General features: G+C 72.0%; 21 protein-coding genes. 8 read left to right on the top strand and 13 right to left on the bottom strand.

Annotation, left to right across the window (positions count from 1 at the left end; genetic code table 11):
• The first annotated feature begins 20 nt into the window (after positions 1 to 20).
• Positions 21 to 1,205, top strand: coding sequence for a zinc-dependent alcohol dehydrogenase (locus tag IEY86_RS18610; protein ID WP_189132869.1), 1,185 nt, complete (start codon positions 21 to 23; stop codon positions 1,203 to 1,205).
• A gap of 29 nt (positions 1,206 to 1,234) precedes the next feature.
• Here the strand turns inward: IEY86_RS18610 and IEY86_RS18605 are convergent, their stop codons facing one another.
• From IEY86_RS18605 to IEY86_RS18585, 5 genes are all read right to left on the bottom strand, one after another.
• The gene (locus IEY86_RS18605; protein ID WP_189132868.1) at positions 1,235 to 2,236 is read right to left on the bottom strand and encodes a proline racemase family protein; all 1,002 of its coding nucleotides are present in this window, start codon (positions 2,234 to 2,236) and stop codon (positions 1,235 to 1,237) included.
• 70 nt (positions 2,237 to 2,306) lie between these two features.
• On the bottom strand, positions 2,307 to 3,716 hold the full coding sequence (locus tag IEY86_RS18600; RefSeq protein ID WP_189132867.1) for an FAD-dependent oxidoreductase: 1,410 nt from the start codon (positions 3,714 to 3,716) through the stop codon (positions 2,307 to 2,309).
• Complete coding sequence (locus tag IEY86_RS38100; protein WP_189132866.1) at positions 3,713 to 4,144, bottom strand: (2Fe-2S)-binding protein; 432 nt, start codon at positions 4,142 to 4,144, stop codon at positions 3,713 to 3,715. Before IEY86_RS38100 ends, IEY86_RS18600 begins: the two co-directional genes overlap by 4 nt.
• Positions 4,141 to 5,337, bottom strand: a complete 1,197-nt coding sequence (locus IEY86_RS18590; protein ID WP_229698552.1) for an NAD(P)/FAD-dependent oxidoreductase — start codon at positions 5,335 to 5,337, stop codon at positions 4,141 to 4,143. The genes IEY86_RS38100 and IEY86_RS18590 overlap by 4 nt, the downstream gene beginning before the upstream one ends.
• A gap of 39 nt (positions 5,338 to 5,376) precedes the next feature.
• The gene (locus tag IEY86_RS18585) at positions 5,377 to 5,991 is read right to left on the bottom strand and encodes an XRE family transcriptional regulator (protein WP_189132865.1); all 615 of its coding nucleotides are present in this window, start codon (positions 5,989 to 5,991) and stop codon (positions 5,377 to 5,379) included.
• A 223-nt stretch (positions 5,992 to 6,214) separates the two neighbouring features.
• Here IEY86_RS18585 and IEY86_RS18580 point away from each other — a divergent pair, with 223 nt between their 5' ends.
• Positions 6,215 to 7,429: a glycoside hydrolase family 64 protein gene (locus IEY86_RS18580; RefSeq protein WP_189132864.1), complete on the top strand. Its 1,215-nt coding sequence runs from the start codon at positions 6,215 to 6,217 to the stop codon at positions 7,427 to 7,429.
• A gap of 75 nt (positions 7,430 to 7,504) precedes the next feature.
• Here the strand turns inward: IEY86_RS18580 and IEY86_RS18575 are convergent, their stop codons facing one another.
• Positions 7,505 to 9,226, bottom strand: a complete 1,722-nt coding sequence (locus tag IEY86_RS18575; protein WP_189132863.1) for an acyl-CoA dehydrogenase family protein — start codon at positions 9,224 to 9,226, stop codon at positions 7,505 to 7,507.
• Positions 9,227 to 9,252: 26 nt separating this feature from the next.
• Entirely contained in the window at positions 9,253 to 9,801 is a 549-nt protein-coding gene (locus tag IEY86_RS18570) for a PadR family transcriptional regulator (RefSeq protein ID WP_189132862.1), read from the bottom strand.
• A gap of 148 nt (positions 9,802 to 9,949) precedes the next feature.
• Here IEY86_RS18570 and IEY86_RS18565 point away from each other — a divergent pair, with 148 nt between their 5' ends.
• Positions 9,950 to 11,092: a WD40/YVTN/BNR-like repeat-containing protein gene (locus tag IEY86_RS18565; protein WP_229698551.1), complete on the top strand. Its 1,143-nt coding sequence runs from the start codon at positions 9,950 to 9,952 to the stop codon at positions 11,090 to 11,092.
• Positions 11,093 to 11,206: 114 nt separating this feature from the next.
• Here IEY86_RS18565 and IEY86_RS18560 read toward each other — a convergent pair whose 3' ends face one another.
• Together IEY86_RS18560 and IEY86_RS18555 are read right to left on the bottom strand one after the other, a co-directional pair.
• Positions 11,207 to 11,425, bottom strand: coding sequence for a DUF5133 domain-containing protein (locus IEY86_RS18560; protein WP_189132860.1), 219 nt, complete (start codon positions 11,423 to 11,425; stop codon positions 11,207 to 11,209).
• A 222-nt stretch (positions 11,426 to 11,647) separates the two neighbouring features.
• On the bottom strand, positions 11,648 to 13,006 hold the full coding sequence (locus IEY86_RS18555; protein ID WP_189132859.1) for an NAD(P)/FAD-dependent oxidoreductase: 1,359 nt from the start codon (positions 13,004 to 13,006) through the stop codon (positions 11,648 to 11,650).
• A 203-nt stretch (positions 13,007 to 13,209) separates the two neighbouring features.
• Between IEY86_RS18555 and IEY86_RS18550 the strand changes: the two genes are divergently transcribed.
• The 3 genes from IEY86_RS18550 (at position 13,210) to IEY86_RS18540 (ending at position 17,515) form a co-directional block, all read left to right on the top strand.
• Entirely contained in the window at positions 13,210 to 14,535 is a 1,326-nt protein-coding gene (locus IEY86_RS18550; protein ID WP_189132858.1) for a GH12 family glycosyl hydrolase domain-containing protein, read from the top strand.
• Between the two features lie 134 nt (positions 14,536 to 14,669).
• Complete coding sequence (locus IEY86_RS18545; protein ID WP_229698550.1) at positions 14,670 to 16,559, top strand: glycoside hydrolase family 3 protein; 1,890 nt, start codon at positions 14,670 to 14,672, stop codon at positions 16,557 to 16,559.
• Complete coding sequence (locus tag IEY86_RS18540) at positions 16,556 to 17,515, top strand: SMP-30/gluconolactonase/LRE family protein (protein WP_189132856.1); 960 nt, start codon at positions 16,556 to 16,558, stop codon at positions 17,513 to 17,515. Before IEY86_RS18545 ends, IEY86_RS18540 begins: the two co-directional genes overlap by 4 nt.
• A gap of 55 nt (positions 17,516 to 17,570) precedes the next feature.
• On the opposite strand, the gene IEY86_RS18535 is transcribed toward IEY86_RS18540, so the two are convergent.
• The 3 genes from IEY86_RS18535 to IEY86_RS18525 are packed head-to-tail and all read right to left on the bottom strand — an operon-like array spanning position 17,571 to position 21,038.
• Positions 17,571 to 18,317 carry a succinate dehydrogenase/fumarate reductase iron-sulfur subunit gene (locus IEY86_RS18535; protein WP_189132855.1) on the bottom strand — a complete coding sequence of 249 codons (747 nt, stop codon included), beginning with the start codon at positions 18,315 to 18,317 and terminating at the stop codon, positions 17,571 to 17,573.
• Entirely contained in the window at positions 18,314 to 20,320 is a 2,007-nt protein-coding gene (locus IEY86_RS18530; RefSeq protein WP_189132854.1) for a fumarate reductase/succinate dehydrogenase flavoprotein subunit, read from the bottom strand. The genes IEY86_RS18535 and IEY86_RS18530 overlap by 4 nt, the downstream gene beginning before the upstream one ends.
• A 16-nt stretch (positions 20,321 to 20,336) precedes the next feature.
• Positions 20,337 to 21,038 (bottom strand): succinate dehydrogenase cytochrome b subunit, encoded by a 702-nt coding sequence (locus IEY86_RS18525; protein ID WP_189132853.1) that lies wholly within the window; start codon positions 21,036 to 21,038, stop codon positions 20,337 to 20,339.
• A gap of 94 nt (positions 21,039 to 21,132) precedes the next feature.
• On the opposite strand from IEY86_RS18525, the gene IEY86_RS18520 reads away from it, so the two are divergent.
• The gene (locus IEY86_RS18520) at positions 21,133 to 22,062 is read left to right on the top strand and encodes a LysR family transcriptional regulator (RefSeq protein ID WP_189132852.1); all 930 of its coding nucleotides are present in this window, start codon (positions 21,133 to 21,135) and stop codon (positions 22,060 to 22,062) included.
• 87 nt (positions 22,063 to 22,149) lie between these two features.
• Here IEY86_RS18520 and IEY86_RS18515 read toward each other — a convergent pair whose 3' ends face one another.
• On the bottom strand, positions 22,150 to 23,601 hold the full coding sequence (locus tag IEY86_RS18515) for a hypothetical protein (RefSeq protein ID WP_189132851.1): 1,452 nt from the start codon (positions 23,599 to 23,601) through the stop codon (positions 22,150 to 22,152).
• A gap of 416 nt (positions 23,602 to 24,017) precedes the next feature.
• Between IEY86_RS18515 and IEY86_RS18510 the strand changes: the two genes are divergently transcribed.
• The gene (locus tag IEY86_RS18510) at positions 24,018 to 25,268 is read left to right on the top strand and encodes a phosphodiester glycosidase family protein (RefSeq protein ID WP_189132850.1); all 1,251 of its coding nucleotides are present in this window, start codon (positions 24,018 to 24,020) and stop codon (positions 25,266 to 25,268) included.
• Positions 25,269 to 25,311: the final 43 nt, after the last annotated feature.

Raw genomic sequence — 25,311 nt, 5'->3', positions numbered from 1 at the left:
GCGGACGGAAGGAGGCACCGATGAGGGCTCTGACCTGGCACGGAAAGCGCGACGTCCGGGTGGACACGGTCCCCGACCCGCGGCTGCACCGGCAGACCGACGTCATCGTGAAGATCACATCGACGGGGATCTGCGGCTCGGACCTCCACCTGTACGAGGTGCTCGGCCCGTTCATCGACCCCGGCGACATCCTCGGCCATGAGCCGATGGGCATCGTCGAGGAAGTGGGCGCGGAGGTGACGGGGGTCAAGGTGGGAGACCGCGTCGTCATTCCCTTCAATGTCTCCTGCGGAACGTGCTACATGTGCGCCAAGGGCCTGCACTCGCAGTGCGAGACCACCCAGGTGCGCGACCGCGGCATGGGCGCGGCGCAGTTCGGCTACACCAAGCTGTACGGCCAGATGCCCGGTGGCCAGGCCGAGTACCTGCGGGTGCCGTTCGGCAACACACTCCCGATCACGGTGCCCCAGGGCCCGCCGGACGAGCGGTTCGTCTACCTGTCCGACCTCCTGCCCACGGCGTGGCAGGCGGTGGAGTACGCGGAGATCCCGCCCGGCGGCAGCGTGGCCGTGCTGGGACTCGGGCCCATCGGAGACATGGCGTCACGGATGGCCCTGCATCGCGGGGCGGAGAAGGTCATCGGTGTGGACCTGGTGCCGGAGCGGCTGGCGAGGGCACGCGCCCGGGGTGTGACCACGATCGACCTCAGCGACCACTCCAAGGACCTGGTGGACACGGTCCGGGACCTGACCGACGGGCGCGGACCGGACTCCGTGATCGACGCGGTCGGGATGGAGGCGCACGGAGCCCCCACCGCCAAGCTGGCCCAGCAGGTCACCGGCCTGCTGCCGCCCACCGTGGCGCAGAAGCTGATGGAGCACGCGGGGGTCGACCGCCTCCAGGCCTTCTACACGGCGATCGAGATCGTGCGGCGCGGCGGCACCATCTCGCTGACCGGGGTGTACGGAGGGATGGCGGACCCGCTGCCGATGCTGAAGCTGTTCGACAAGCAGGTGCATCTGCGGATGGGGCAGGCCAATGTGAAGCGCTGGGTGGACGACATCCTGCCGCTGCTCACCGACAAGGACCCCTTGGGTGTCCAGGGCTTCGCCACCCACAAGATGCCGCTGGAGGACGCCCCGCTGGGCTACAAGAAGTTCCAGACCAAGGAGGACGGCGTCATCAAGGTGCTCCTCCAGCCCTGAGCCGCCCCGGCCCTGGACCGTGTGCGGCGCTACAGCGTGAAGCCCCTCGGGAAGGGGTCGGACGGGTCCAGCAGGTACTGCCCCATGCCGGTGATCCAGGCGCGGCCGGTGACGGTGGGGACGACGGCCTCCCGGTCCCCCACGTGGGCGGTCTCCACGAGGCGGCCGGTGAACCGGCCGCCGAGCAGGGCCTCGTTGACGAAGTCCTCCCCCAGCGCCAGCTCACCGCGGGCGTGCAGCTGCGCCATGCGGGCGCTGGTCCCGGTGCCGCACGGCGAACGGTCGAACCAGCCGGGGTGGATGGCCATGGCGTTGCGGGCATGGCTTCCGTCCGAGCCCGGGGCGGTGAACTGGACGTGCTTGCAGCCGCCGATGGCCGGGTCGAGCGCGTGCTGGGGCCGTCGTTGCTCGTTGACGGCCGCCATGACGGCCAGGCCCGCGGCCAGGATCCGGTCCTTCTCGGCCTTGTCGAACGGGATCCCGAGGTCGGCGAGGGGGAGGATGGCGTAGAAGTTGCCGCCGTAGGCCATGTCGTAGCGGACCTTGCCGTGGCCGGGCACGTCCACCACCTCGTCGAGCGCGTGGACATAGGCGGGGACATTGCGGAACGTGGCCGACTCGGCGCGCCCTTCGCGGACGGCGACCTCGACCTCGACCAGTCCGGCGGGAGTGTCGAGGCGGACGGTGGTCACCGGCTCGGTCACCTCGACCATGCCGGTCTCCACGAGGACGGTGGCCACGCCGATGGTGCCGTGCCCGCACATGGGCAGCAGGCCGGAGACCTCGATGTACAGCACTCCCCAGTCCGCGTCCGGTCGGGTGGGCGGCTGGAGGACGGCCCCGCTCATGGCTCCGTGGCCCCTCGGCTCATTGACGAGCAGTTCACGGACGTGGTCGAGGTGTTCGGCGAAGTACTCGCGCCGCTCGGCCATGGTCGCGCCGGGGACGGCACCGATGCCGCCCGTGACGACGCGCGTCGGCATGCCCTCGGTGTGCGAGTCGACGGCGCTGAAGCACCGCGCGGCACGCATCAGGCCACCTGTCCGGGGTACGGGGCGCGGGGCCGCGCGGTCGTGCCGCTCGCCGCGCCGGGCGTGTGGGTCATGTCCCCTCCTGGGCTTCGTACGCGGTGGGCGGGGTGGCGAGGTCGGCCAGCCGGACGGGGGCGGCCAGGGGGCGTTTGGCCGCGGCGTCCGGGTCGAGCAGGGGCGGTGCCCCGCGCTCGCGCAGGAACGCGTCGGCGAGTTCGGTGGCGTTGCGGCCGCAGATCCTTCCCTGGCACGGGCCGAGGCCGACCCGGCAGAGCAGCTTCAACGAGCGTGCGCCGCGGGCGCGGTGGTGCTCGACAGCGTCCCGCAGCTCGCGGACGGTGACTTCCTCGCAACGGCAGACGAGCGTGTCGTCGGCCGCCCACGTCTGCCAGCCGGGGCGGACCGGGTGTGCGGCGGCGAGGGCTGCGGCGAAGTCGCGCCAATGGCGCACACGGCGGCGGGCGGCCGCTTCCCGGGCGGGGTCGGGGGCATGGCCGAGATGGCGGGCGGCGGCGCATCCGGCGACGGTGCCTTCGGCGGCGGAGAGGTCGGCGCCGCCGATCCCCGTGAGCTCCCCCGCGGCGAACACCCCGGGTACGGAGGTGGCCTGCCGGTCGTCGACCTCGGCGAAGCCGCCGCGAGTGCGGCAGCCGGCCGCGATCACGGGCTCCAGTTGGGGGGTGAAGCCATGGCCGACGCACACGGCGTCCACGGCGAAGCGGCGTTCGCTGCCGGGGACGGGGTTCCAGTCGGGGTCGAGCCGCGCGGTGGTGACGGCCTCGACGTGGTCCGTGCCATGGGCCGCGATCACGGCCGTGCGGGGCCGGTAGGGGACGCGGTGGCGGGCGAGAAGGGCCGCGTATCCGGCCAGTTCGGCGGCCTTGGCGCGGTGGTGCCATGGGTGCGCCGGGCGGCGCAGCCAGCCGCGCAGGCAGGTTGCCGGGGCGTTGGCTTCGAGAACGCCGGCCACTTCGGCTCCGACTGCCAGCAGGGACCGGGCGACGGGGAGGAGGAACGGTCCGGTTCCGCAGACCAGGACGCGGCGGCCGACCGCGACGCGCTGGCTCTTGGCGAGGGCTTGTGCGGCACCGGCGGTGTAGACGCCCGGCAGATCCCAGCCGGGAAACGGCACCACACGGTCGTAGGCACCGGTGGCGAGCACGAGGGCGGCGGCCTCGATGGTCATGGAGCGCCGTCCGGGCGCGTCGGCGGGCCCTTGCTGCACATGGAGGCGGTGAAGGCCGCCGGGCACGGCTTCCATGGCCCACACGGTGGCGTCCGGGAGATGCTCGATGCGCGGCTGGCGCCGCAGCTCCTCGAACACGTGCGGCAGCGCTGCGGTGCCCCCCGGAGGCCGCCGGTAATACTGCCCACCGGCCTGCGGAGCGGAATCGACGAGCACGACGCGGGCCCCGCCCCGAGCCGCCGCCACCGCGGCATGCATCCCGGCCGGCCCCGCCCCGACAACGACGACCTTCACCACGCCTCCCCCTCGGCCGACCGGCTGCCGCCTGACTGTTCGTCAGAACGGGGGGGCCGAGCGTGGGGCTCCGGCCGCGCCGGGTCGGGGCCTGCCGGATCCGGGCGTTCACCGCCCGGGTGGTCGGCGCCAGGGTGGTCGGCGCCCGCCGCCTCGCGCTTTTGCGGCTGCGCCGCCGGGAGTTCAGCGCCCCACTGGAAGCGGATGGTGTCGCCCGGTTCCACCACGCGTTGGCAGGCGCGGATGTCGGGGACACCGTTCACGACCACCAGGCAGTCGAAGCACACGCCCATGCCGCAGAAGACTCCTCGGGGGCGACCGCCCCTGCGCGTGCTTCGCCAAGAGGCATGGCCCAGCGACAGGAGGACCGCGGCCACCGTCTGGCCCGATTGGACGGGGACCGGGTCTCCGTTCACCGTGGCGATCACTGGGCCTGCCCCTTCGTCAGTGCCGGGCGGTCCGCTCGGAAGGACCAGGGGTCCACGTGCGGCGGGAGGCCCACCATCAGTTCGGCGAGCAGCCTCCCCGTGGCCGGGGCCAGGCCGATGCCCGCGCCCTCGTGTCCCGTCGCGTGCCACAGGCCCGGGCACCTGGGGTCCTCGCCGATCACCGGCAGATGGTCCGGTGTGTAGGGGCGGAAGCCGCCGTAGGCGCGCATCACCGGGACCCGCCCCAGGGCCGGGAAGAGAGCGACCGCCTTCGCGGCGAGGGTGCGCAGCACATGGACCTGGAGGGAGTCCTCGAAGCCGATCCGCTGGCGGCTGGAGCCGATGAGCACCGTGCCGGACCTGGTGGACTCCACCACCGTGGACGTCATCAGGTCCGCGTCGTCGCCCGCCACCGCGCCCACGTAGTCGGCGTCGTAGACCTTGTGGCGCACGGTGGCCTCCGGCAGTGGGCCGGTCACCAGCACCATGCCCCGGCGCGGCAGGACCGTCAGCGGCGCGCCGGCGGCAGCGGCGAAGTGGCCCGCCCAGGGCCCGCACGCGTTGACCACCGCCCCGCACGGCAGCGCACCGTCCCGCGTGGTGACCGCCGTGACCCGCCCCCCGCGGCCGGACTCGACGCCCAGCGCGGGCGTCCCGGACACGACACACCCGCCCCGCCGCGTCACCGCGGCGAGCAGCGCCGCCGTGGCCAGCACCGGTTGGAGCTGGGCGTCCTCGGGGTAGTGCACCGCCGCGGTCACCTTCGGGGTCAGCAGGGGTTCGAGTTCGGCGGCGCCGCCCTCCGGCAGTTCCCGGGCGTCGATCCCGGCCGCCCGCTGCCCCGCCGCGAACCCGGTGAGCGCCCGCGCCGCCGCGCCGCTCGTGGCGACGACCAGCCCGCCCTTCTCGTCCCACTCGGCGTCGGCGAGCGAGGGGCCGGCCTCCTCACGGAGCCGGTCGAGCAGCTCCGGCCACAGACGCCGGGATGCCTGAGCGAGCGTCAGCTCCGGCCCCACCGCCTTGTCGGAGACCAGGACATTGCCCTCACCGCAGGCGGTGGTGCCGGAGGCGGGCGCACCCCGGTCCACCACGGTGACACGCAGTCCCCGTCCGCTGAGCGCCTCGGCGCAGGCGGCGCCGATGACCCCGGCGCCGACGACCACGACGTCGGCATGGGTGGAACCTGGGCTCAACACCACCACCACCGTTCAGCGAAATGAACGCTGGTGACGCTAGGGCGAGTCGACGTGCGGGTCAAGGGCACAGGGCGCGGCCGCCCTCGGCGCGTCCGGATCCGCCGGGTACTCCAGGATCAGAACCGAGGCCACCGGGCCGCCGACGGTCTCGTAGGTGTGCGGGCCCTGCGCCGGAAAGCACACATAGTCGCCGGGTCCTAGCTCGTGCGTGTGCCCCTCGGGGCCGACCCTGAGCACACCTGACACCACCACGACGTGCTCCAGCCCCGGATGTCCGCCCGAGTGCTGCACCTGCCCCGGCCGCACCCGCTGGTCGTAGACCTCCACCACGGACGAGGCAACGTCGAGGCGGCGCAGCATCCGCAGATCGACGGCGTTGCTGCTGAGCACGTCGAGTCCCGCCGACCGGACGACCACCACGTCCGGCAGCACGCGCTCGGTCAGGAGGCTGGAGACCGGGATCCGGAGGGCGTTCGACAAGCTGAACACCGTCTCGATCGTGGGGTTCCCCGACCCCGACTCCAGCTGGGACAGCGTGCCCTTGGCGATCCCGGACCTGCGCGCGAGCTCGGAGAGCGAGAGCGACCGCTCGGCCCGCAGTGCCTTCAGATTCGCCGCCAGCACGGGCCCGGCCGCACCGCCCTCACTCATCGCCCCTCATCACCGTGCCCCACCGATGGCCCCCTCCCGACCCCGCGTTGTGGCTGCCCAGCAGGCTATCCCCCAGGAATGCGTTCATGAAGTGAAGGATTCCCTTGATCTGAGAGCGTTCTCAGCAAAAAGTCTTGACGCAACGCAAGGCTCTGGCCACAGTGTGGGACGCGCCTCCCCGCCATTCCCTTCCCCCCACACGCCCTTACACGGAGGTCCCCCCTTGGTTTCCCGCAGATCCTTCCTGGCCGCGGCCGGCGCAGCGGCCGTCGCCACCCCGCTGGCGGGCGCGTTCCTGAACAGCCGCGCCTCCGCGGCCCCGGCCACCTGTCAGCTCGCGCTGGTGAACAAGAGCCTGCCGGGCACCGTCCGCGCGTATGTGACGGGCCACGAGCAGGGCACCGGCAAATGGATACTGATCCGTGCCGACAGCAGCAAGTACTACCTGCAGTCCCCCGGCTCGCCGCAGACCCCGCTGCCCGTCGACTGCTCCATACCGCTCAAGAGCGCGGGCGGCGGTGCCACCGTGCTGACCCTGCCTCAGATGTTCGGCGCCCGTGTCTACTTCGTGCGCGACAGCACTCTGCAGTTCTTCGTCAATCCGGGACCCGCGCTCATCGAGCCGTCGTTCGCCAACCCGTCCGATCCCAACTACGCCAAGACCTGGTCGTTCTGCGAGTTCACCTTCGACACGACCCAGCTCTTCGCGAACATCAGCTACGTCGACCTGGTCACCAATCTGCCCATCGGGCTCACCCTCGAGGGCAACACCACCCACACGGTCGCCCCGCTGCCGTCCGGCGCCGTCGGCTCCATCGCCAATGCCCTGACCGCGCAGGCGGCCAAGGACGGCCAGCCCTGGGACAAGCTGGTCATCCGGTCGGGCGGCAATGTGCTGCGGGCCATCGCACCGCAGGTCTACATGGCGCCGTACTTCGACCGCCCCGACCAGATGCCGTTCCGCACGCACTGGACGTCGTACATCGACGCGGTGTGGCAGAAGTACAGCACCACCAACCTGCGCATCGACGCCCAGGACGGCCGCGGGATCTACACCGGCCGGGTCAGCGGGGGCGTGCTGACCTTCAATGGCGGCCACACCTTCGCCAAGCCGGTGTCCAAGGACATCTTCACCTGCGACCACGGCCCGTTCACCAACAACCCGGGCGACTCCGACATCAAGAAGGCCCTGCTCGCCCGGCTGGCCGCGGGATTCAACCGCAGCACGCTGCTGACCTACCCGGACCAGCCGAACTCCGCACCGTCCAGCGCCTACTACCAGGACGCCAGGACCAACCACTGGGCGCGGATCGTCCACGCCAACACACCCATCGGCTACGCCTTCCCGTACGACGACGTGCGCCCCGACGGGGCGCCCGATGTCTCGGGCGCCGCGAACGACGGCAACCCCCGTCGTTTCACGGTCTCCGTGGGGTAGCCCCCGGACGGCGGCGGCGGGCTTACGCGGCAGGCCCGCCGCCGCCTCGGTCTTCGCCGCCGCCCGGGCGGGCGCTCAGGGACGCATCTCGTAGACGCCGGACAGCGCCTCCACCCGCGCCCACACCCGCGCCGACCGCTCGGTGTCCACGACCGGCTTGCGCACATGGGCCAGCGCCCACTCCTGCTGCGCCCCGGTCGAGGACGCCTTGCCGTGCAGCTCGGTGGCGTGCGCGGAGAAGTCCCGGACGAACACGTCGAAGATCTCGTCCACGACGTCGCGCTCGACATCGGTGATCCGCGCCTGCTCCAGGATGAGCTGACCGTAGACGACGAGGGCGAACAGCTGGCCGAGGGCCAGGAGGAAGTCGAGGTCCTTCTTCTGGGTCTCGTCGGGGGCCGCCTTGGCCAGCAGCTCGCACAGGCCCTCGGCCTGCTCGCGGAACCGGGCCACGTTCGGCACGTCGGCGAACTCCTCGTACGCCGCCCGCCAGTCGTGGAAGCGGATGGAGCCGAGCCCGCGGGCCGGGCCCTGGCGGAAGAGGAAGGTGTCGTCGGCCGGGTCGTGGCGCGTGGGCACGGGCGGGTACTCGGCGGGCTGGAAGAGGTAGTTGCCCATGAACTTCAGGATCAGGGCGAGATTGACGTGGACCGTGCCCTCGAGCTTGGGCAGGCCGCGGATGTCGCGGGCGGCCTTGTCGAAGTACGTGTCCTTCTCGAAGCCCTTGGCCGCGATCACGTCCCACATGAGGTCGATGACCTTCTCGCCCTCGGTGGTGACCTTCATCTTGGTCATCGGGTTGAACAGCAGGTAGCGGCGGTCCTCGGGACCGGCGGTGCGGAAGTAGTCCACGGCCCGGTCGCTGAACAGCTTCATCGCGGTGAGCCGAGCGTAGGCGTCGGCCAACTCCCGCCGCACATGCGGGAAGTCGGTGACGCGACGGCCGTAGAGCACTCGGTTGTGCGCGTGCGTGACCGCCTCGTACATCGCGTGCTCGCAGATGCCGATGGAGGCGAAGCACAGGTTGAACTTGCCCACGTTGACGGTGTTGAGGGCGGCGTCGAACGCGGCCTGCCCGGTGTGCAGGACGTCCTCGGCGCGGACCGGGTAGTCGTCGAGGTGGAACTCGCTGACGAACATCTGCGAGTTCACGACGTTCTTGACCAGCCGGTAGTGCGGGTGGCGGCTGTCGGCCGCGAAGAAGACGTACCCGTCGGGGCCCTCGATGCCGGCCCGGCGGCCGAAGACGGAGACCATGCCCGCGACATTGCCGTTGCCGATGTAGTACTTGGCGCCATTGGCGAGGAACCCGCCCTCACCGTCCGGGGTCAGGACCATGTCGGTCGAGTAGATGTCGGCGCCGTGGGTCTTCTCCGACAGGCCGAACGCGAAGACGTCGCCCTGGCGCAGCAGTTCGGCGGCGCGGGCTCGGGCGGCCTCGTTGCCGCTCTGCCAGACCGGGCCGAGGCCGAGGATGGTGACCTGCCAGGTGTACCAGTAGCCGAGACCGTAGAAGCCGAGCAGTTCGCTGAAGGCGGCGACCCGGCTGGTGTCCCAGCGCTTGCCGGGGTCGCCCCCGGCCTCGGCGGCGGGGGTCAGCAGGGAGGCGAAGACGCCCTCCTTGGCGATGAACTCCAGGAAGTCGGCGTACCACTCGCGCTCGATGTAGCTGTCGACCAGTGCCTTCTTGCCGCGGCTTTCGAACCACTCCACGGTGGCCCGCAGGATGCGGCGGGTCTCGTCGTCGAAGTGGGCCGGGTCGTAGGTGCGCGGATTGAACAGCAGCGGGTCCGCCATCTGGGGGTCTCCTGGGGGTGGTGTGGTCAGTTGTCCGGCCGCAGCCGGTGCAGCGTGGCGAGGACGTCGTCCAGCCACTCGATGTGCATCCGCTGGAAGGCGATACCGCCGCGGAGGACGGCGTGTTGGAGGGTCTGCCTGGTGCCGAGGGCACCGGGGTCCGGGAAGTCGCGCTTCTCGCCCTCGAGGAAGTGCTCCAGCCGGGCGACGTGGATCTCGCGGTGGCGTACGACCTCGGCGATCAGGGCCGACGGGTCGTCGAACGCCACTGCGCGGATCTTGACCGCCAGGTCGTGGCGGATGGTCTCCGGCTCCACGGGGTCGCGCAGCCATCCGGACAGCGCCGAGCGGCCCGCCTCGGCGACGGAGTACTCCTTCTTGTCCGGCCGGCCGTCCTGGGCGACCTCGCGGACGTCGACCCAGCCGTCGTTCTCCATGCGTTTGAGCACGCGGTAGATCTGCTGGTGGGTGGCGGTCCAGAAGTACCCGATGGACCGGTCGAAGCGCCGGGCCAGCTCATATCCCGACCCCGGCTGCTCCAGGAGGGAGACGAGGATCGCGTGCTCGAGGGCCATACCGGACACTCTGCTATGCACTCAGTTGCATAGGCAACGCCGCCCGGGCCCACTGAGACGCAGCTCACCCGCGCCCCGGCCGCGTAGGCACCCTGGACGGGCCCCAGGGGCTGGGCTAGTTTCGGCCGCCATGAGAGCCGTGGGGTTGATGAGGCGTCTGGTATCGGTGGGACTGGCGGGGGCCGCGCTCTTGGCGGCGGTGACGCTGCCGGCGCGGGCGGAAGCGGGGACGTCCGAGGCGGGCGCGGCCGGGGCGAGCGGGACCAACGGGGCCGCCGGGGCGCCCGGATCCGGGGCGCACTCCTGGAAGCCGGTGTGGGAGCCGAAGGAGACGGGCAGCACCGCGCGCTTTCGCGGTCTGGCCCCGGTCAGCCGCAACACCGCCTGGGCGGCGGGCTCGGCGGGCACCGTCCTGCGCACCACCGACGGCGGAAGCACCTGGGAGAACGTCTCCCCGCCGGGCGCGGGCGAACTCCAGTTCCGCGATGTCGAGGCGTTCGACGCCCGGCGGGCCGTGGTGCTGGCGATCGGTGAGGGCGAGGCCTCACGGGTCTACCGCACCGGCGACGGCGGAAGGACCTGGACCGAGAGCTTCCGCAACACCGACCCCAAGGCGTTCTACGACTGCGTCGCCTTCTTCGACGACCGCCACGGGCTCGCGGTCGGCGACCCGGTCGACGGCAAGTACCGCGTCCTGTCCACGGGCGACGGCGGGCGCAGTTGGAGGGTCCTTCCCTCGGCGGGCATGCCGCCCGCCCTCGAGGGCGAGGCGTCGTTCGCGGCGAGCGGGCAGTGCCTGGTGACCTCGGGGCCGAAGGATGTGTGGCTGGCCACCGGCGGGGCGGCGACGGCCCGGGTCCTGCACTCCGGGGACCGGGGGCTGACCTGGACGGCGGCCGCCTCGTCCGTTCCGGCCGGGGACCCCGCCAAGGGCGTCTTCGCCCTGGCGTTCAGGGACGCCCGGCACGGGATCGCCGTGGGCGGGGACTACCGCCCGGACCAGGCCTCCCCGAACGCCTCGGCGGTCACCCGTGACGGGGGCAGGAACTGGCACCCGTCCGAGCGGCCCCCGGTGGCCTACCGTTCCGGCGCGGCATGGGTTGCCCCGTTCGGCTCGGTCGCGATCGCCGTGGGCCCCACGGGCAGCGACCTCACCACGGACGGCGGCCACCAGTGGCGCACCTTCGACGCCGGCTCGTTCGACACCGTCTCCTGCACCCGCGACCTCGCCTGCTGGGCGGCGGGCGAGAAGGGCCGGATCGCCAGGCTGGGGATCACCCGCACACCGTGACAACCGGCGGCCGACGGGGACGCCGGGCCAGTGCGGCCGGGGCCGGGGTCCGGGACGCCGAGCCCAGGACACCGAGCCCAGACACCGAGCCCGGGACGCCGGGCCCGCGCCGGGTCACGCCGAGGCGGGCTCGACGCCCAGGCGCAGATTGAGGAGGCGGTGCGCCTCCGTCACCGCCTCCTGGGGCTCCCGGAAGCCGGTGTAGACACCGAGGGTGTACAGCAGGTCCTCGAGCCGGCTCTGCTGGGACGGCTCGAGCGGGTAAGCGTGGTCCACGAGTTGCTGGTGCTCGTGGACCAGGCTCGCCAGCACGGAGTAGTTGATCAGCGGCATGGACGCCTCCCCCTGGGGTGTCTGCGTGTGACGATCACAGTTGGCATGCCCACGGCCGTAGTGGGCATACACGTTCGAAGCCGCGTGCGGCGGCAAGTGGGGCCCTGATCACGCGGGCGTCATGAATGACTCCCGGGTGGGCGGGGACCGCCTCCCGATCCGCGCCCCCACCCCCTTCACCCGGCACGTCTCAGGGCGCGCGGCAGCGTGCCGCCGGACGGCTCACCGCCCGGCCGCCGGCGACGCGGTGTGCTCGCGCACCTGCTCCTGCGTCAGATACGAGTCGGTGAACTCGAAGTCGCGCAGGCGGGCGGGGCGCCGGGCCTGGAAGCCCGTGCGGACGAAGTCGTCGCCCGCGATGGCGTTGAGCGTCCAGTTGGTGCCGACCCTGATCTTCGCCACATTCGTCCGCAGCGCCATCAGGTGGTAGCCGCGGGCGACGGCCTGCGCCGGCAGTCCGGACATCTCCACACCGAGTGGCTTGGAGACGGCGTCCGCCCCTCCGAGGTCGACCACGAGTCCGAGGTCCCGGTGCCGGTACGGCTGCATGGGCGTGCCCCGCAGCGACGCGATGATGTTCTCCGCGACGGCCTTGCCCTGGCGCTGGGCGTGCTGGGCGGTGGGCGGGCAGACCGCTCCCCCGCCGACGGCCAGGTCGGGGACGGCGGCGGCGTCCCCGAGGGCGAAGACTCCGTCGGCGCCGGGCACGGACATGTACGGGGTGACGGCCAGTCGGCCCTTGACCGTCTCGGCCCCGAGCGTGCCGACCAGTGGGCTGGCCGCGACACCGGCGGTCCAGATCAGCGTGTGCGAGGGCAGGACCCGGCCGTCGGTGAGCTTGACGGAGTCCGCGCCGACCTCGGCCACGGAGACTCCGAGGGAGACCTCGATACCGCGGTCGCGCAGGACCTCCAGGGCCTTGCGGCCGAGCCGGTCGCCGAGCTCCGGCATGAGCTTCGGCGCGATGTCGACCACGTGCCATTTGACCAGGCGCGGGTCAAGGCGCGGGTAGCGCCGCGTGGCCGCGGTGGTGAGGCGTTGCAGGCAGGCCGCCGTCTCGGTGCCCGCGTATCCGCCGCCGACCACGACGAACTGCAGGCGGCAGGCACGCTCGGCCTCGTCGTTGCCGGCCGCCGCGAGGTCGAGCTGCTCGATCACGTGGTCACGCACATAGGCGGCCTCGGCGAGGGTCTTCATGCCGTACGCGTACTCGTCCAGACCGGGGATGTCGAAGGTGCGGGTGACGCTTCCGGGCGCCAGCACGATCTGGTCGTACCGCACATCGACGATCTCGTCGTTGATCTTGCGGACGACGCAGACCTTCGCTCGGGTGTCCACGCCGATGGCTCCGCCGGGAACGATCGTCGTCCGGCGCAGGATCCGGCGCAGGGACACCGCGACCGATTGCGGTGTGACCACTCCCGAGGCCACGTGCGGCAGAAGCGGCAGGTAGAGCTGGTAGCCGAACGGGGAGACGAGCGTGATCTCGGCTTCGGTGGCCGCCAGCTTCCGCTCCAGTCGGCGGGCGCATTCGACACCGGCGAAGCCGCCTCCGACGACGAGGATCCTGGACGGTTCCATGGGGCATCCCTCACTGTGACCCGGGGTCGCGGACGCGGCCTCTCCTGCCCGGTCTACCAGGAGCCACACATGTGCGCACACCGGAAACGGTGACTGCACATCACTCTTCCGGACCTATGCGACGCGGCGTGAAACGGGATGTTTCGATCGTGTGATACGACAACAACTGAAAGGTGATCATTCCACTTACCCTCGGAGGGTCGATGCGCGCCAGGCTGGGAACGCTCACCAAGCGTCGTCTGTGCGGAATGGCCGCGGCGGCGGCGATCAGCGCGGCGGTGATCGTGCCCATCGCCGACGCGCTGCCGGACAGGGACCACCGGACCCCCCAGGCGCACAGCGCACCGTCCGTACCGCAGGCGCCTCCGCCCGGAGCCACCGGCACGCCGGTCGCCGGCGCTCCCGCCCCGCTGGTCTCGACCTGCGAGCCGTCGGGCACGATCCGGATCGCGAAGGGCGAGCACACGCTGCAGAACAACAGCTGGAACTCCGCCGGCCAGGGGTGCGTGGCCTATGACGGCGACACCGCCTGGAGGGTGTCCCAGGCGGACTACAACCTCTCCACGGCCGGGCCGCCCGCGGCCTACCCGTCGCTGTACAAGGGCTGCCACTGGGGTGCCTGCACCGCGAAGAGCGGGCTTCCCGCGCAGGTCGCCGATCTGGAGACGGCCACGACCTCCTGGGACACCGAGCCCACGGCCACGGGCGTGTTCAACACCGCCTACGACCTGTGGTTCAACTCCACCCCCACGACCAGCGGACAGCCCGACGGCACGGAGCTGATGATCTGGCTGGACAAGAACGGCGATGTGCGGCCGTACGGCTCCAAGACCGGGACCGCCTTCCTCGACGGCCGCACCTGGGACGTGTGGACCGGACGCCAGGTGTCGTGGAACGTGATCTCCTACGTCCTGCCCACCGGGGTCGCCTCCGTCAGCGACCTGGACGTCAAGGCCCTCATCGACGACGCCACCATGCGCGGCTCGATCAACCGTTCGCACTACTTCATCAGCGCCGAGGCCGGGTTCGAGATCTGGCAGGGCGGCAAGGGGCTGGCCACGAAGAGCTTCTCGTTCGACACGACCGCGGCGGCCGGGGTCCAGGCGAGCCCCGAGGCCGCCCCGCAGTCGGCCGTTCCCGGGCCGAGCGGCAGCGCATCGGCCAGTGGCGCCGCCGGCGTCGGCGGTTCCGCGAGCGCGAGCAGTTCCAGCAGTGCGAGCAGCGCGAAGAGCTGCTCGGCGGTCTACCGGGTGGAGAGCCAGTGGTCCGACGGCTTCACCGCCTCGGTCACGGTGACCAACACCGGCTCCACACCGCTGAACTCATGGAAGGTCAACTGGACCTGGCCGGGCAGCCAGTCCCTCGGCTCCCTGTGGGAGGCCGTGGACCACGGCGGCGGCAGCACCCAGACGGTGACCAACACACCCTCCAACGGCACCGTTGCGGCGGGCGGCAAGGTCACCTTCGGACTCTCGGGTCTCTCCCGCGGGACCAACGCCGCCCCGACGCCGGTCTGCACCGCCGGCTGACGCCCGTTCACGGCGCGTCGGGGGCAGGTTGAGCGACTGTCCGCCGCGGATGACGAAAGATGGGGCGAATGACGCATATCACTCAATCCCGGCAGACATCCCGGCAGGTATCCCGGCGGACATCACGTGGGCGGGTGCGCGTGAGCATCCTGCTCGCGACCATCGTGTCCGGCTGCGCCCTCGCGCCCTCCCCCGCCACCGCGACGGCCGGGGGCACCGGCAAACCCGCCTACCGCGACGCCTCGCTTCCCGTCGCCCAGCGCGTCGAGGATCTGCTCGCCCGGATGACGGTGGACGACAAGATCGGCCAGATGACCCAGGTCGAGCGCACCGAGCCCGCCTCGCCCGCCGACCTGGCCCAGTACCGCATCGGCTCGGTCCTGTCCGGCGGCGGCTCGGCGCCCACACCCAACACGGCCTCGTCCTGGGCCGACATGTACGACTCCTTCCAGAGCGCGGCCCTGTCCACCCCGCTCGGCATCCCGATGATCTACGGGGCCGACGCCGTCCACGGCCACAACAACGTGCGCGGCGCCACGCTGTTCCCCCACAACATCGGACTCGGCGCGACCAGGGATCCCGCCCTGGTGCGCAGGATCGGCCGCGCCACCGCCGAAGAGGTCTCCGGCACCGGCGTGGACTGGGACTTCGCGCCCTGCCTGTGCGTGGCGCGCAACGACCGGTGGGGCCGCACCTACGAGTCGTTCGGCGAGAAGCCCGAACTGGCCACCGCGATGACCACGATGATCACGGGACTGCAGGGACAGTCGCTCGGCGGCTCCGCCTCCGTGCTCGCCACCGCCAAGCACTACGTCGGCGACGGCGGCACCACGGGCGGCAAGGACCAGGGCGACACCCGGCTGTCGGAGGCGCGGCTGCGCGCGCTGCACCTGCCGCCGTTCAAGGACGCGGTCGCCAAGGGCGTCGGCTCGGTGATGGTGTCGTACAGCAGCTGGAACGGCGCCAGGATGCACGGCAGCCACTACCTGATCACCGATGTCCTCAAGAAGGAGCTCGGCTTCAAGGGCTTCGTGGTCTCGGACTGGGCGGCCATCGACCAGCTCGACGGGCAGAAGGACTTCACCGGCGCCGAGATCAGCACCGCGATCAACGCCGGGATCGACATGGCGATGGTGCCGTACGAGTACCCGAGGTTCATCGGCCTGCTGCGCGAAGAGGTGGCGGCCGGGCGCATTCCCATGTCGCGCATCGACGACGCCAACCGCCGCATCCTGACCAAGAAGTTCGAACTCGGCCTCTTCGAGCACCCCTTCACCGACCGCTCCTGGACCTCGACGGTCGGCTCGGCCGCCCATCGGCAACTCGCCCGCGAGGCCGTGCGCAAGTCCCAGGTGCTGCTGAAGAACGCCTCGGCCGCCTTGCCGCTGCGCAAGTCGGCGAAGGTCTTCGTGGCAGGCAAGTCCGCCTCGGACATCGGCAATCAGAGCGGCGGCTGGAGCATCACCTGGCAGGGGGCCGGCGGCGCCATCACCGAGGGCACGACCGTTCTGCAGGGCATGCGGGCGGCGGCCTCCGACCCGTCGAGGGTCGTGTACGACCGCTACGGCGTGGGCATCGACGGCAGCTACGACGCCGCGGTGGCCGTCGTCGGCGAGCGTCCCTACGCCGAGTTCGAGGGCGACCGCCAGGACGGGATGGGCCTGGACGCGGAGGATCTGGCCACGCTGGCACGGCTGAAGGCCTCGGGTGTGCCCGTCGTCGTGGTGCTCGTGTCCGGGCGGCCACTGGATGTCTCCGCCCGGCTGAGCGACTGGAAGGCCCTGCTGGCCGCGTGGCTGCCGGGCACCGAGGGCGGCGGTGTGGCCGATGTCCTCTACGGCGACTACTCCCCCACCGGGAAGCTGCCGGTGACATGGATGCGCAGCGCGGACCAGCAGCCGATCAACGACGGGGACGGCAAGCCGTCACTGTTCCCGTACGGCTACGGGTTGAGCTACGGGCGGGCCCGTGGTGGGGTTGGCACGCACGTGACCGCTGTTGCCAACGACGGGGGCACTCGATGACAGCATCCATACCACGGCGCGCGGTTGTGCGTCTGGGCGCGGCCGTTCCTGCGGCGCTGGTGGCGGGTTCGGCGCTGGGGGCCGCGGCCGCCCATGCCGCACCCGCCCGCTCGTTCCCCACGACCATCGCGCTTCCCGACGGCTTCCAGCCGGAGGGCATAACCATCGGAAGCACGCCGTACGCCTACTTCGGCTCGCTCGCCACGGGCGATGTCTACCGGGCGTCGCTGGCGACCGGCGAGGGCGCGGTCATCAGCAAGGGACCGGGCACCGCGACGGTGGGCCTGAGGATCGACCACCGCGGGCGGCTGTTCCTCGCGGGCGGAGGTGCCGGCGACGCCAGGGTGGTGGACGCGTGCAGCGGGAAGATCCTCGCGTCCTACGCGTTCGCCACCGGGACCGCGTTCGTCAACGATGTGGTGCTCACCCCCGACGCGGCCTGGTTCACCGACTCCTACAACGCGGTGCTGTACGCCCTGCCGCTCGGTCCCGGCGGCGCTCTGCCCGGCCCCGGACAAGTGGTGCGCCTTCCACTGACCGGTGACTGGCACCAGCGGCCGGACTTCAACGCCAATGGGATCACGCGCACACCGGACCACCGGGCCCTGCTCGTCGTCCAGGCGACGAGCGCGGGCCTGCTGCACCGCGTCGACCCGGGCACCGGCCGCACGCGGGTGGTGGACCTCGGCCGGGCGACCCTGCCCAACGGCGACGGGATGCTCCTGCTCGGCCGCACGCTGTACGTGGTGCAGCAACAGCAGAACGCCATCGACGTCTTCGAGCTGGACGAGGCCGGGACGTCGGGCCGCAGGACCACCCGTATCACCGATCCGCGGTTCCAGATCCCCACGACGGTGGCCGTGCACGGCCGGCGCCTGTATCTGCCCAATGCCCGCTTCGATGTGGAGCCGCAGCCGACGACGACCTACACCGCGGTCGCCGTGGACAGGCCCTGACGGCTGTATCGGGCCCGATGAACCGATGCGGCCGGGCGGCCCCTGGGTCCCGCGTTCACCGCGGTGCCCTGCGGGCCGCCCGCAGGTACTCCCTGTTCATGGCGGCGATGCTCGGCAGCGGGATGCCCTTCGGGCAGGCGGTCGCGCACTCCCCGGCGTTGGTGCAGCCCCCGAACCCCTCGGCGTCCATCGCCCCGACCATGCCCAGCACCCGGCTCTCCCGCTCCGGCGCGCCCTGCGGCAGGGTATTGAGGTGCACGACCTTCGCCGAAGTGAACAGCATCGCCGAGCCATTGGGGCAGGCGGCGACACAGGCGCCGCAGCCGATGCACTCCGCGTTCTCGAACGCCGTCTCGGCGGCTTCCTTCGGCACCGGTACGGCATGGGCGTCGGGGGCGCTTCCGGTCGGGGCGGTGATGTAGCCGCCCGCGCCGATGATCCGGTCGAAGGCCGAGCGGTCCACCACGAGGTCCTTGACCACGGGGAACGCCGCGGCACGCCAGGGTTCGACGTCGATGGTGTCGCCGTCCCCGAACTCCCGCATGTGCAACTGGCAGGTCGTGGTGCGCTCCGGGCCGTGCGCCTGCCCGTTGATGACCATCCCGCAGGCCCCGCAGATCCCCTCGCGGCAGTCGTGGTCGAAGGCGACCGGGTCCTCACCGCGCAGGATCAGCTCCTCGTTGAGGACGTCGAGCATCTCGAGGAACGACATCTCGGGGACGATCCCCGAGACCTGGTACTCGGTCATCGCACCGGGTTCCCCGGGGCCGGTCTGGCGCCAGACGCGCAGGGTGAGCCTCATGCGTAGCTCCGCTGGGTGGGGTGGACGTGGTCGAAGGCGAGCTGCTCCCGGTGCAGGACGGGGGCGGACGCGGGGCCGGTGAACTCCCAGGCGGCGACGTACTGGAAGCGGTCGTCGTCGCGCCTGGCCTCGCCGTCCTCGGTGCGGCTCTCCTCCCGGAAGTGGCCGCCGCACGACTCCTCGCGGTGCAGGGCGTCCAGGCACATCAGCTCTGCCAGCTCCAGGTGGTCGGCGATGCGGTTGGCCTTCTCCAGCGACTGGTTGAGCTGCGCTCCGCCGCCGGGGACCCTGACGCGGCGCCAGAACTCCTCCCGCAGCTCGGGGATGCGCTCCAGTGCCTTGCGCAGACCGGCCTCGGTGCGGGACATACCGCACTCGTCCCACAGCAGGGCGCCGAGTTCGCGGTGGAAGGAGTCGGGGGTGCGGTCGCCGCCCACGGCGAGCAGGAGGTTGAGCCGGTCCTCGGTGCCGGCCACGGCCTCGGCGACGGCGGGGTGGTCGTCGGCCACCGGCTGGTGCGGGGCTCGGGCCAGGTAGTCGTTGAGGGTCGCGGGCAGCACGAAGTAGCCGTCGGCGAGGCCCTGCATGAGCGCGCTGGCGCCGAGGCGGTTGGCGCCGTGGTCGGAGAAGTTCGCCTCCCCGATGGCGAACAGGCCCGGCACGGTGGTCTGAAGGTCGTAGTCGACCCACAGCCCGCCCATCGTGTAGTGGATGGCCGGGTAGATGCGCATCGGCGCCCGGTAGGGGTCCTCGGCCGTGATGCGCTCGTACATCTCGAAGAGGTTGCCGTACTTGGCCTCGACCGCCTCGCGGCCCATACGGGCGACGGCGTCGGCGAAGTCGAGGTAGACGCCCTGGCCGCCGGGTCCGACGCCTTGGCCCGCGTCGCAGACGTTCTTGGCGGCACGGGAGGCGATGTCGCGCGGGACGAGGTTGCCGAAGGAGGGGTAGATCCGCTCGAGGTAGTAGTCGCGCTCGTCCTCGGGGATCCGCTCCGGCGGACGGGTGTCCCCCCTGGCCTTGGGCACCCAGATCCGCCCGTCGTTGCGCAGGGACTCGCTCATCAGGGTGAGCTTGGACTGGTGGTCGCCCGAGCGCGGGATGCAGGTGGGGTGGATCTGGGTGAAGCAGGGGTTGGCGAAGTACGCGCCGCGGCGGTGGGCCCTCCAGACGGCGGTGGCGTTGGAGTTCTTGGCGTTGGTCGACAGATGGAAGACATTGCCGTAGCCGCCCGTGGCCAGGACGACGGCATCGGCGAGATGGGTGGAGATCCGGCCGGTGACGAGGTCACGGGCGACGATGCCGCGGGCCCGGCCGTCGGCCACGACCAGGTCGAGCATCTCGGTGCGCGCGTGCATCTCCACGGCGCCGGCGGCGATCTGCCGGGACAGGGCCTGGTAGGCGCCGAGCAGCAGTTGCTGCCCGGTCTGGCCGCGGGCGTAGAAGGTGCGGGAGACCTGGACGCCGCCGAACGAGCGGGTGTCGAGCAGTCCGCCGTACTCGCGGGCGAAGGGCACTCCCTGCGCCACGCACTGGTCGATGATCTCCACCGAGATCTCGGCGAGCCGGTGGACATTGGACTCCCGGGCGCGGAAGTCGCCGCCCTTGACGGTGTCGTAGAACAGACGGCGGACGCTGTCGCCGTCGTTGCGGTAGTTCTTGGCCGCGTTGATACCGCCCTGGGCGGCGATGGAGTGGGCGCGGCGCGGGGAGTCCTGGTAGCAGAACTGCGTGACGCGGTAGCCCTGTTCGGCGAGGGTGGCGCCTGCGGAGGCGCCCGCGAGGCCGGTGCCGACGACGATCACGGTGTGCTTGCGGCGGTTGGCGGGGTTGACCAGCCGGGCCTCGAACCGCCGCTGGTCCCAGCGCCGCTCGACCGGGCCGTCCGGTGCCTTGGTGTCGGCGATCGGAGAGCCGACGGAGTACCGGGGGGTGCGGGGCGCTGTGCGGGCAGCGGTCTGGGGGGCGGTGCGGGAGGGGGTGTGCGCGGTGCGGTGTTTCATGTCGCTTCCCGTCATGTCAGCGCACCAGCCCCGTCATCACCGCGACCGGAACGGACAGGAATCCGATGGTCAGCGCGGCGGCCAGCACGGTGGCGGTGATCTTCAACGCCCGGTCGCGGCGGGCACTGTTGGCGCCGAGGGTCTGGGCCGCGCTCCAGAAGCCGTGGTGCACATGAAGGCACAGGGCGAGCATCGCCACGATGTAGACCCCGCCGCCGTACCAGGTGCTGAAGGAGGCGACGAGGTTCTCGTAGGGGTGGCCCTGCTGCGCCCGGGGATTCACCGTCAGCGTCGTCAGGTCGAGTATGTGCCACACGATGAACAGGCCCAGGATCACTCCGCCCCAGCGCATGGTGCGGGTGGCGTAGCTCGCCCGGTGCCGCTTGTGCGCGTAGCCGGTGGGGCGGGCGGCGATGTCGCGGCGGCTGAGCTGATAGGCGCAGACGCCGTGCAGGACGACCGCGGCGAGCAGGACCGAGCGCGCCGTCCACAGGAACCACTCGTGGTGCAGCACCGGCTGCCCGAGGGTGCGCAGCCAGGCGGCGTAGCCGTTCAGGTCGTCGGGCCCGAAGAAGACCTTGAGGTTGCCCAGCATGTGGGCGACCAGGTACAGCAGCATGAGCACGCCGGTGGTGGCCATGACCGCCTTCTTGCCGACGGTCGACCCCCAGAGCGTGCGGAGGGCGGACGGACTGGCCGTCCTGGTCGCGAGTGCCATGGTCATCGACGGTAGGACCGATGCCGCACAGAGGTCCAAGACATGGTGCGGCTGATGTCGATAGTCATCGCCTATCGTCGTCTATCGTGGGGCCATGCAGCTCCAGCAGCTCCTGTACTTCGTCACCGTCGCGGAGACCCGGCACTTCACCAGGGCGGCGGAGCGGGTCCATGTCGCCCAGCCGTCACTGTCGCAGCAGATCAGGGCCCTGGAGCGGGAACTGGGAGCGGAGCTGTTCAGCCGGGCGCGCGGCAATGTGGCGCTGACCGACGCGGGCGAGGCACTGCTGCCGCTGGCCCGCCGGATCCTCGCGGACACCGACACGGCCCGCCTCGAGGTGCAGGAGCTCGCCCGGTTGCGGCGCGGCCGGGTCAGGCTCGGGGCGACACCGAGCCTGTGCACCGGGCTGGTACCCGATGTGCTCAGGGCCTTCCACGATCTGCACCCGGGAATCCAGCTGCTCGTGGAGGAGAACGGCTCCTACGACCTGGTGCGTGAGCTGGCCCGGGGCAGTCTGGACCTGGCGTTGGTCACCCTGCCGCTGCCCAGCCAGTCCCCGGCACTCGTCACCACCGAGCTGCTGAGCGAGGAGCTCGTCGCCGCCTCGTCCTCGGCCGAGGGGCTGCCGGGAGGAGGGCGTGCCGTGGTGCCCGAGGACCTGCGGGACCAGCCCCTGGTGATGTTCCGGCACGGCTACGACCTGCGGGAGCTGACCGTCGCCGCGTGCCGGGCGGCCGGGTTCGAGCCGACGTTCACCGTGGAGGGCGGGGAGCTGGACGCGGTGCTGGCGTTCGTCCGCGCGGGCCTCGGGCTGGCGGTCCTGCCGAGCATGGTCGCCGAACGGGCGGGACTGGTCGGCGCCGCGTTCGCTCCACCGGGCCTGCGCCGGACGATCGCACTGGCGCACCGCAAGGACGTGGCCCCGCCCCGCGCGGCACGGGAGCTGCGCCGGGTGCTGCTGGCGCATCTGCGTGACGCGGCGGATCGGGGGACCCTGCCGAGCGGGACGGAACCGGCGTGGTGAGAGCGGGCCGGGCGCAGGCGTGGTGGAGAGAGCGGCCGGCGCAGGCGGCATCGTGAGCGCGGCGGGGTCCGTTCACATGCGGGCGGGTCAGCCGCCCGGCTGCCACAGGACGGCTGCCGGTGCCTGCGGGGTCAGCGTCATCCCGCCCGTCCAGTCGATGAAGGAGGCGTCCGGCAGATAGTCCTGCCGCAGCAGGAACGCCCGGGTGATACGGGTGACCCGCACGGTGGCCTCGCTCTCCCGGACCGGGGTGCGCAGCCCCACCACCTCGGTGATGTCGGCGGCCCCGGTGCCCGCGGGCAGCTCCACCGTCGTGGCCGCCGTGCCGTCACGGGTGATGGAGTGGCCCGCGATCCAGTGGTGGGAGGTGTAGAGCTTGTCGTCGCCCTTGAGCCGCACTGCGACCGCGAGGCCGACGCTGCCGGTCTGGTCGGAAGGCGTGGCGGTGTGGGCGACGGCGAGGTAGAGGTAGGCGCGCTGGTCGCCGAGGGCGGGTGTCCGCGGGTCGGGCGGTGACTCCACCTTGCCCTCGCGCAGCATCTCCTGGCCCATCACCGGATAGGTCCAGGGGTTGGTGTCCATGAGGTGCTCACGGGGCTGCCCGGTGGGCAGGGACTGGTCGGGCGCGAGCGAGAAGCGCATGGGGTCGTCGACCCGGTCGCACAGGTTGTTGTTGGAGGTGCAGGTCTCCAGCAGCGGGCGGTCGCCCTCGTAGGTGCCGGTGAACGGCAGGGTCCGGTGGTTCGCCGCCTGGTACACGCCGGTGCCCGGCACCCGGTCTCCGTGCTCGTCCACCTCGACGCGGTAGGCCCACTCGATGTCGGTGGTGCGGCCCCAGCGGGCCATGAGCGCGGGCGAGTCGGTGCCGCCGTCCTCGTTGCTCCAGATCACCGAGTACTGCAGCACCTTGTGGCCGGGGATCCGCGCGGGCAGCACCTCGTGGTAGGCGAGCAGCGGTGTGTCGGTGGTGGCGCTCTGGAAGCGGTCGCCCAGCGCGGCGACATTGCGCCCGTACAGCACCGGGGCGTGCCGAAGGACCAGCGCCTCGGGCCTGTCCGCGCGTGCGACGTGGACGGCGATGCCGGCGACGCGCGCGCGGGTGGCCCCGGCCGGGGAGCGGTCCTGTGCGAAGCCGAACCTGAGCCGGTGGTGCCCCTCCCGCAACCGGCCCACTGAGAAGGAGCGCTCGATCGGCCGGTCCGACGGGATCACGAGGTCGGTGACGTACCGTCCGTCCACACGCACCGACACGACGGCGGACTCGCTGCCCTCGGTGCCCCAGGAGACACCGGGCGCCAGGGAATCGAGTGTGAGGACCGCCTCTCCGGTGTGCCGGGTGCGGAAGGCGACCGTGCGGTCGGGGCCGCCCCGCTCGACGGTGACGGCCCGGCCGTGGTGCCCGCCGCTGCCGGAGAAGGGCTGTGCGGCGGCGGGCAGTACCGCCGCGGCCACCGCGGCGGCCGCGAGCACCGCGACCGTTCCCGCTCTCCCCGCTCCGAAGCCGCTCCCGCTGGCCGCCGTGCCCCGCCTGGTCACCACTGTGCCCCGCCTCTCAGCCGTCGGCTCTCCGCCTGACCTCGCTGTCCGACCTCGCTGTCCGAGCCGGCCGTCCGGCCTCGCCGTCCGATCGCTGACTGACCTCCCCGCCCTGACCCGTGCCGCCGCTGACGGACCGTCATCCGGCCCCCGCTGTGCGGCCCCTCCGTTCGGCCCCTCTGTCCGGGCTCGCCGTCCGGTCCCGTTCGCTCCCGGCGCGCCGACGTGAAGCTACCGGGGGCTCGCCAACGCCGAACAGACCGCGTCCGCAGGGCGGTTGAACACTCGGTAGCCGCAGGTGAAGCAAGCGTTCATCCGATCGAGGTGTTCTGCTCGGGTCGGCCGACAGTTCACTGCCGTCGGGCATCGCCCCGACCTATGCTGCGGCAGTCGGCTGACCCTACGTCAGGAGCCCGGTCGTGCGGCGTTTCGGACATGCGCGTGCAGCGGTGACGGTTCTGGCCGCCTGGGGGGCGTTCCTGGGCGGCGGGCTGATCGGCGCCGGTCCTGCCAGCGGTGCGGCGCCGCAGGTCCGGTACGCCGAACCCGTCGAGGTCGCGCCCGGCGTGGAGTACCAGGACTTCACCATCACCGCGTCGCACGGCGAGGTGCGGGGCCATGTCGTCTCCGCCGACCTGCTCGACCCGCACGTCAGCATGGACCTGCTGCACCCCGGCGCCGTGGCCGCCCGCGCGCCGGTCTCGGAACTGGCGGACGCCCGGGGAGCGGTGGCGGCGGTCAACGGGGACTTCTTCAACATCAGCGAGACCCAGCACCCCGGTGTCGAGGCCACGGGGGCCGCCGTCGGCCCGGCGGTCGCCGCGGGCAAGGAGCTCAAGGCGGCGGTGCCCAACGGTCAGCGGTTCGGCCCAGCACTCGCGCCCGGCACCACCACCGAGGACGTCATCGGGCTGGGCCCCGGCCGCACCGCTCGCCTGGACCGCCTCACCCTCGAGGGAGCGGTGCTCACCCGCGACGGAACGCTGCCGCTGCGCGGGTTCAACCAGTACGCCCTGCCCGTGGGCGGGATCGGCGCCTACACCTCGCTGTGGGGCACTCCCTCACGGGTGCGCGCCACCTGCGGCACCGACACCGTGCGCGGGGCCCCCTGCACCACCGACACCTACGAGGTCACGGTGACCAAGGGCATCGTCTCGCAGGTCTCCACGGCCCCGGGGCGCGGCGCCATCGCTCCCGACGCCGTGGTGCTGGTGGGACGTGAGGCGGGTGCGCAAGCCCTGCGCGAGCTGGAGCCGGGCGACCCGGTGCAGCTCGCCCACCGCCTGGTCGCCCAGGGCAGCGGCAAGCTGACGTTCGCGGTCGGCGGCGCGCCCATCCTGCGTGACGGCAGTGCGCTGCCGGGGCTGGACAACGTCGTCGCCGCCACCCGCACCTCGGCGGGCACCGGCTCGCAAGGCCACCGCTTCTACGTGCTCGCGCTGGACGGCGCGGCCGAGACCAGCGCCGGGCTGACGATCAGTGAACTGGCCGGGCTGATGGAGGACATCGGCGCCGACTCGGCCGTCAACCTCGACGGCGGGGGCTCGTCCACCCTGGCCACCCGCGACCCCGGCGCCGACGGGGTGACCGTGCGCAACCACCCGTCGGGCGGATTCGAGCGCCCGGTGCCCAACGCGATCGGGATCTTCTCCAGCGACGAGTACCCCTAGCCGGTCGGCCGGCCTCTGGGGCGGCCCGTCGAACGGCCGCCCG

The organism is Wenjunlia tyrosinilytica, from assembly GCF_014646055.1.
Classification (GTDB): domain Bacteria; phylum Actinomycetota; class Actinomycetes; order Streptomycetales; family Streptomycetaceae; genus Wenjunlia; species Wenjunlia tyrosinilytica.
The sequence above is the reverse complement of the archived record's forward strand: the minus strand, read 5'-3'. Positions and strand labels throughout refer to the sequence as shown.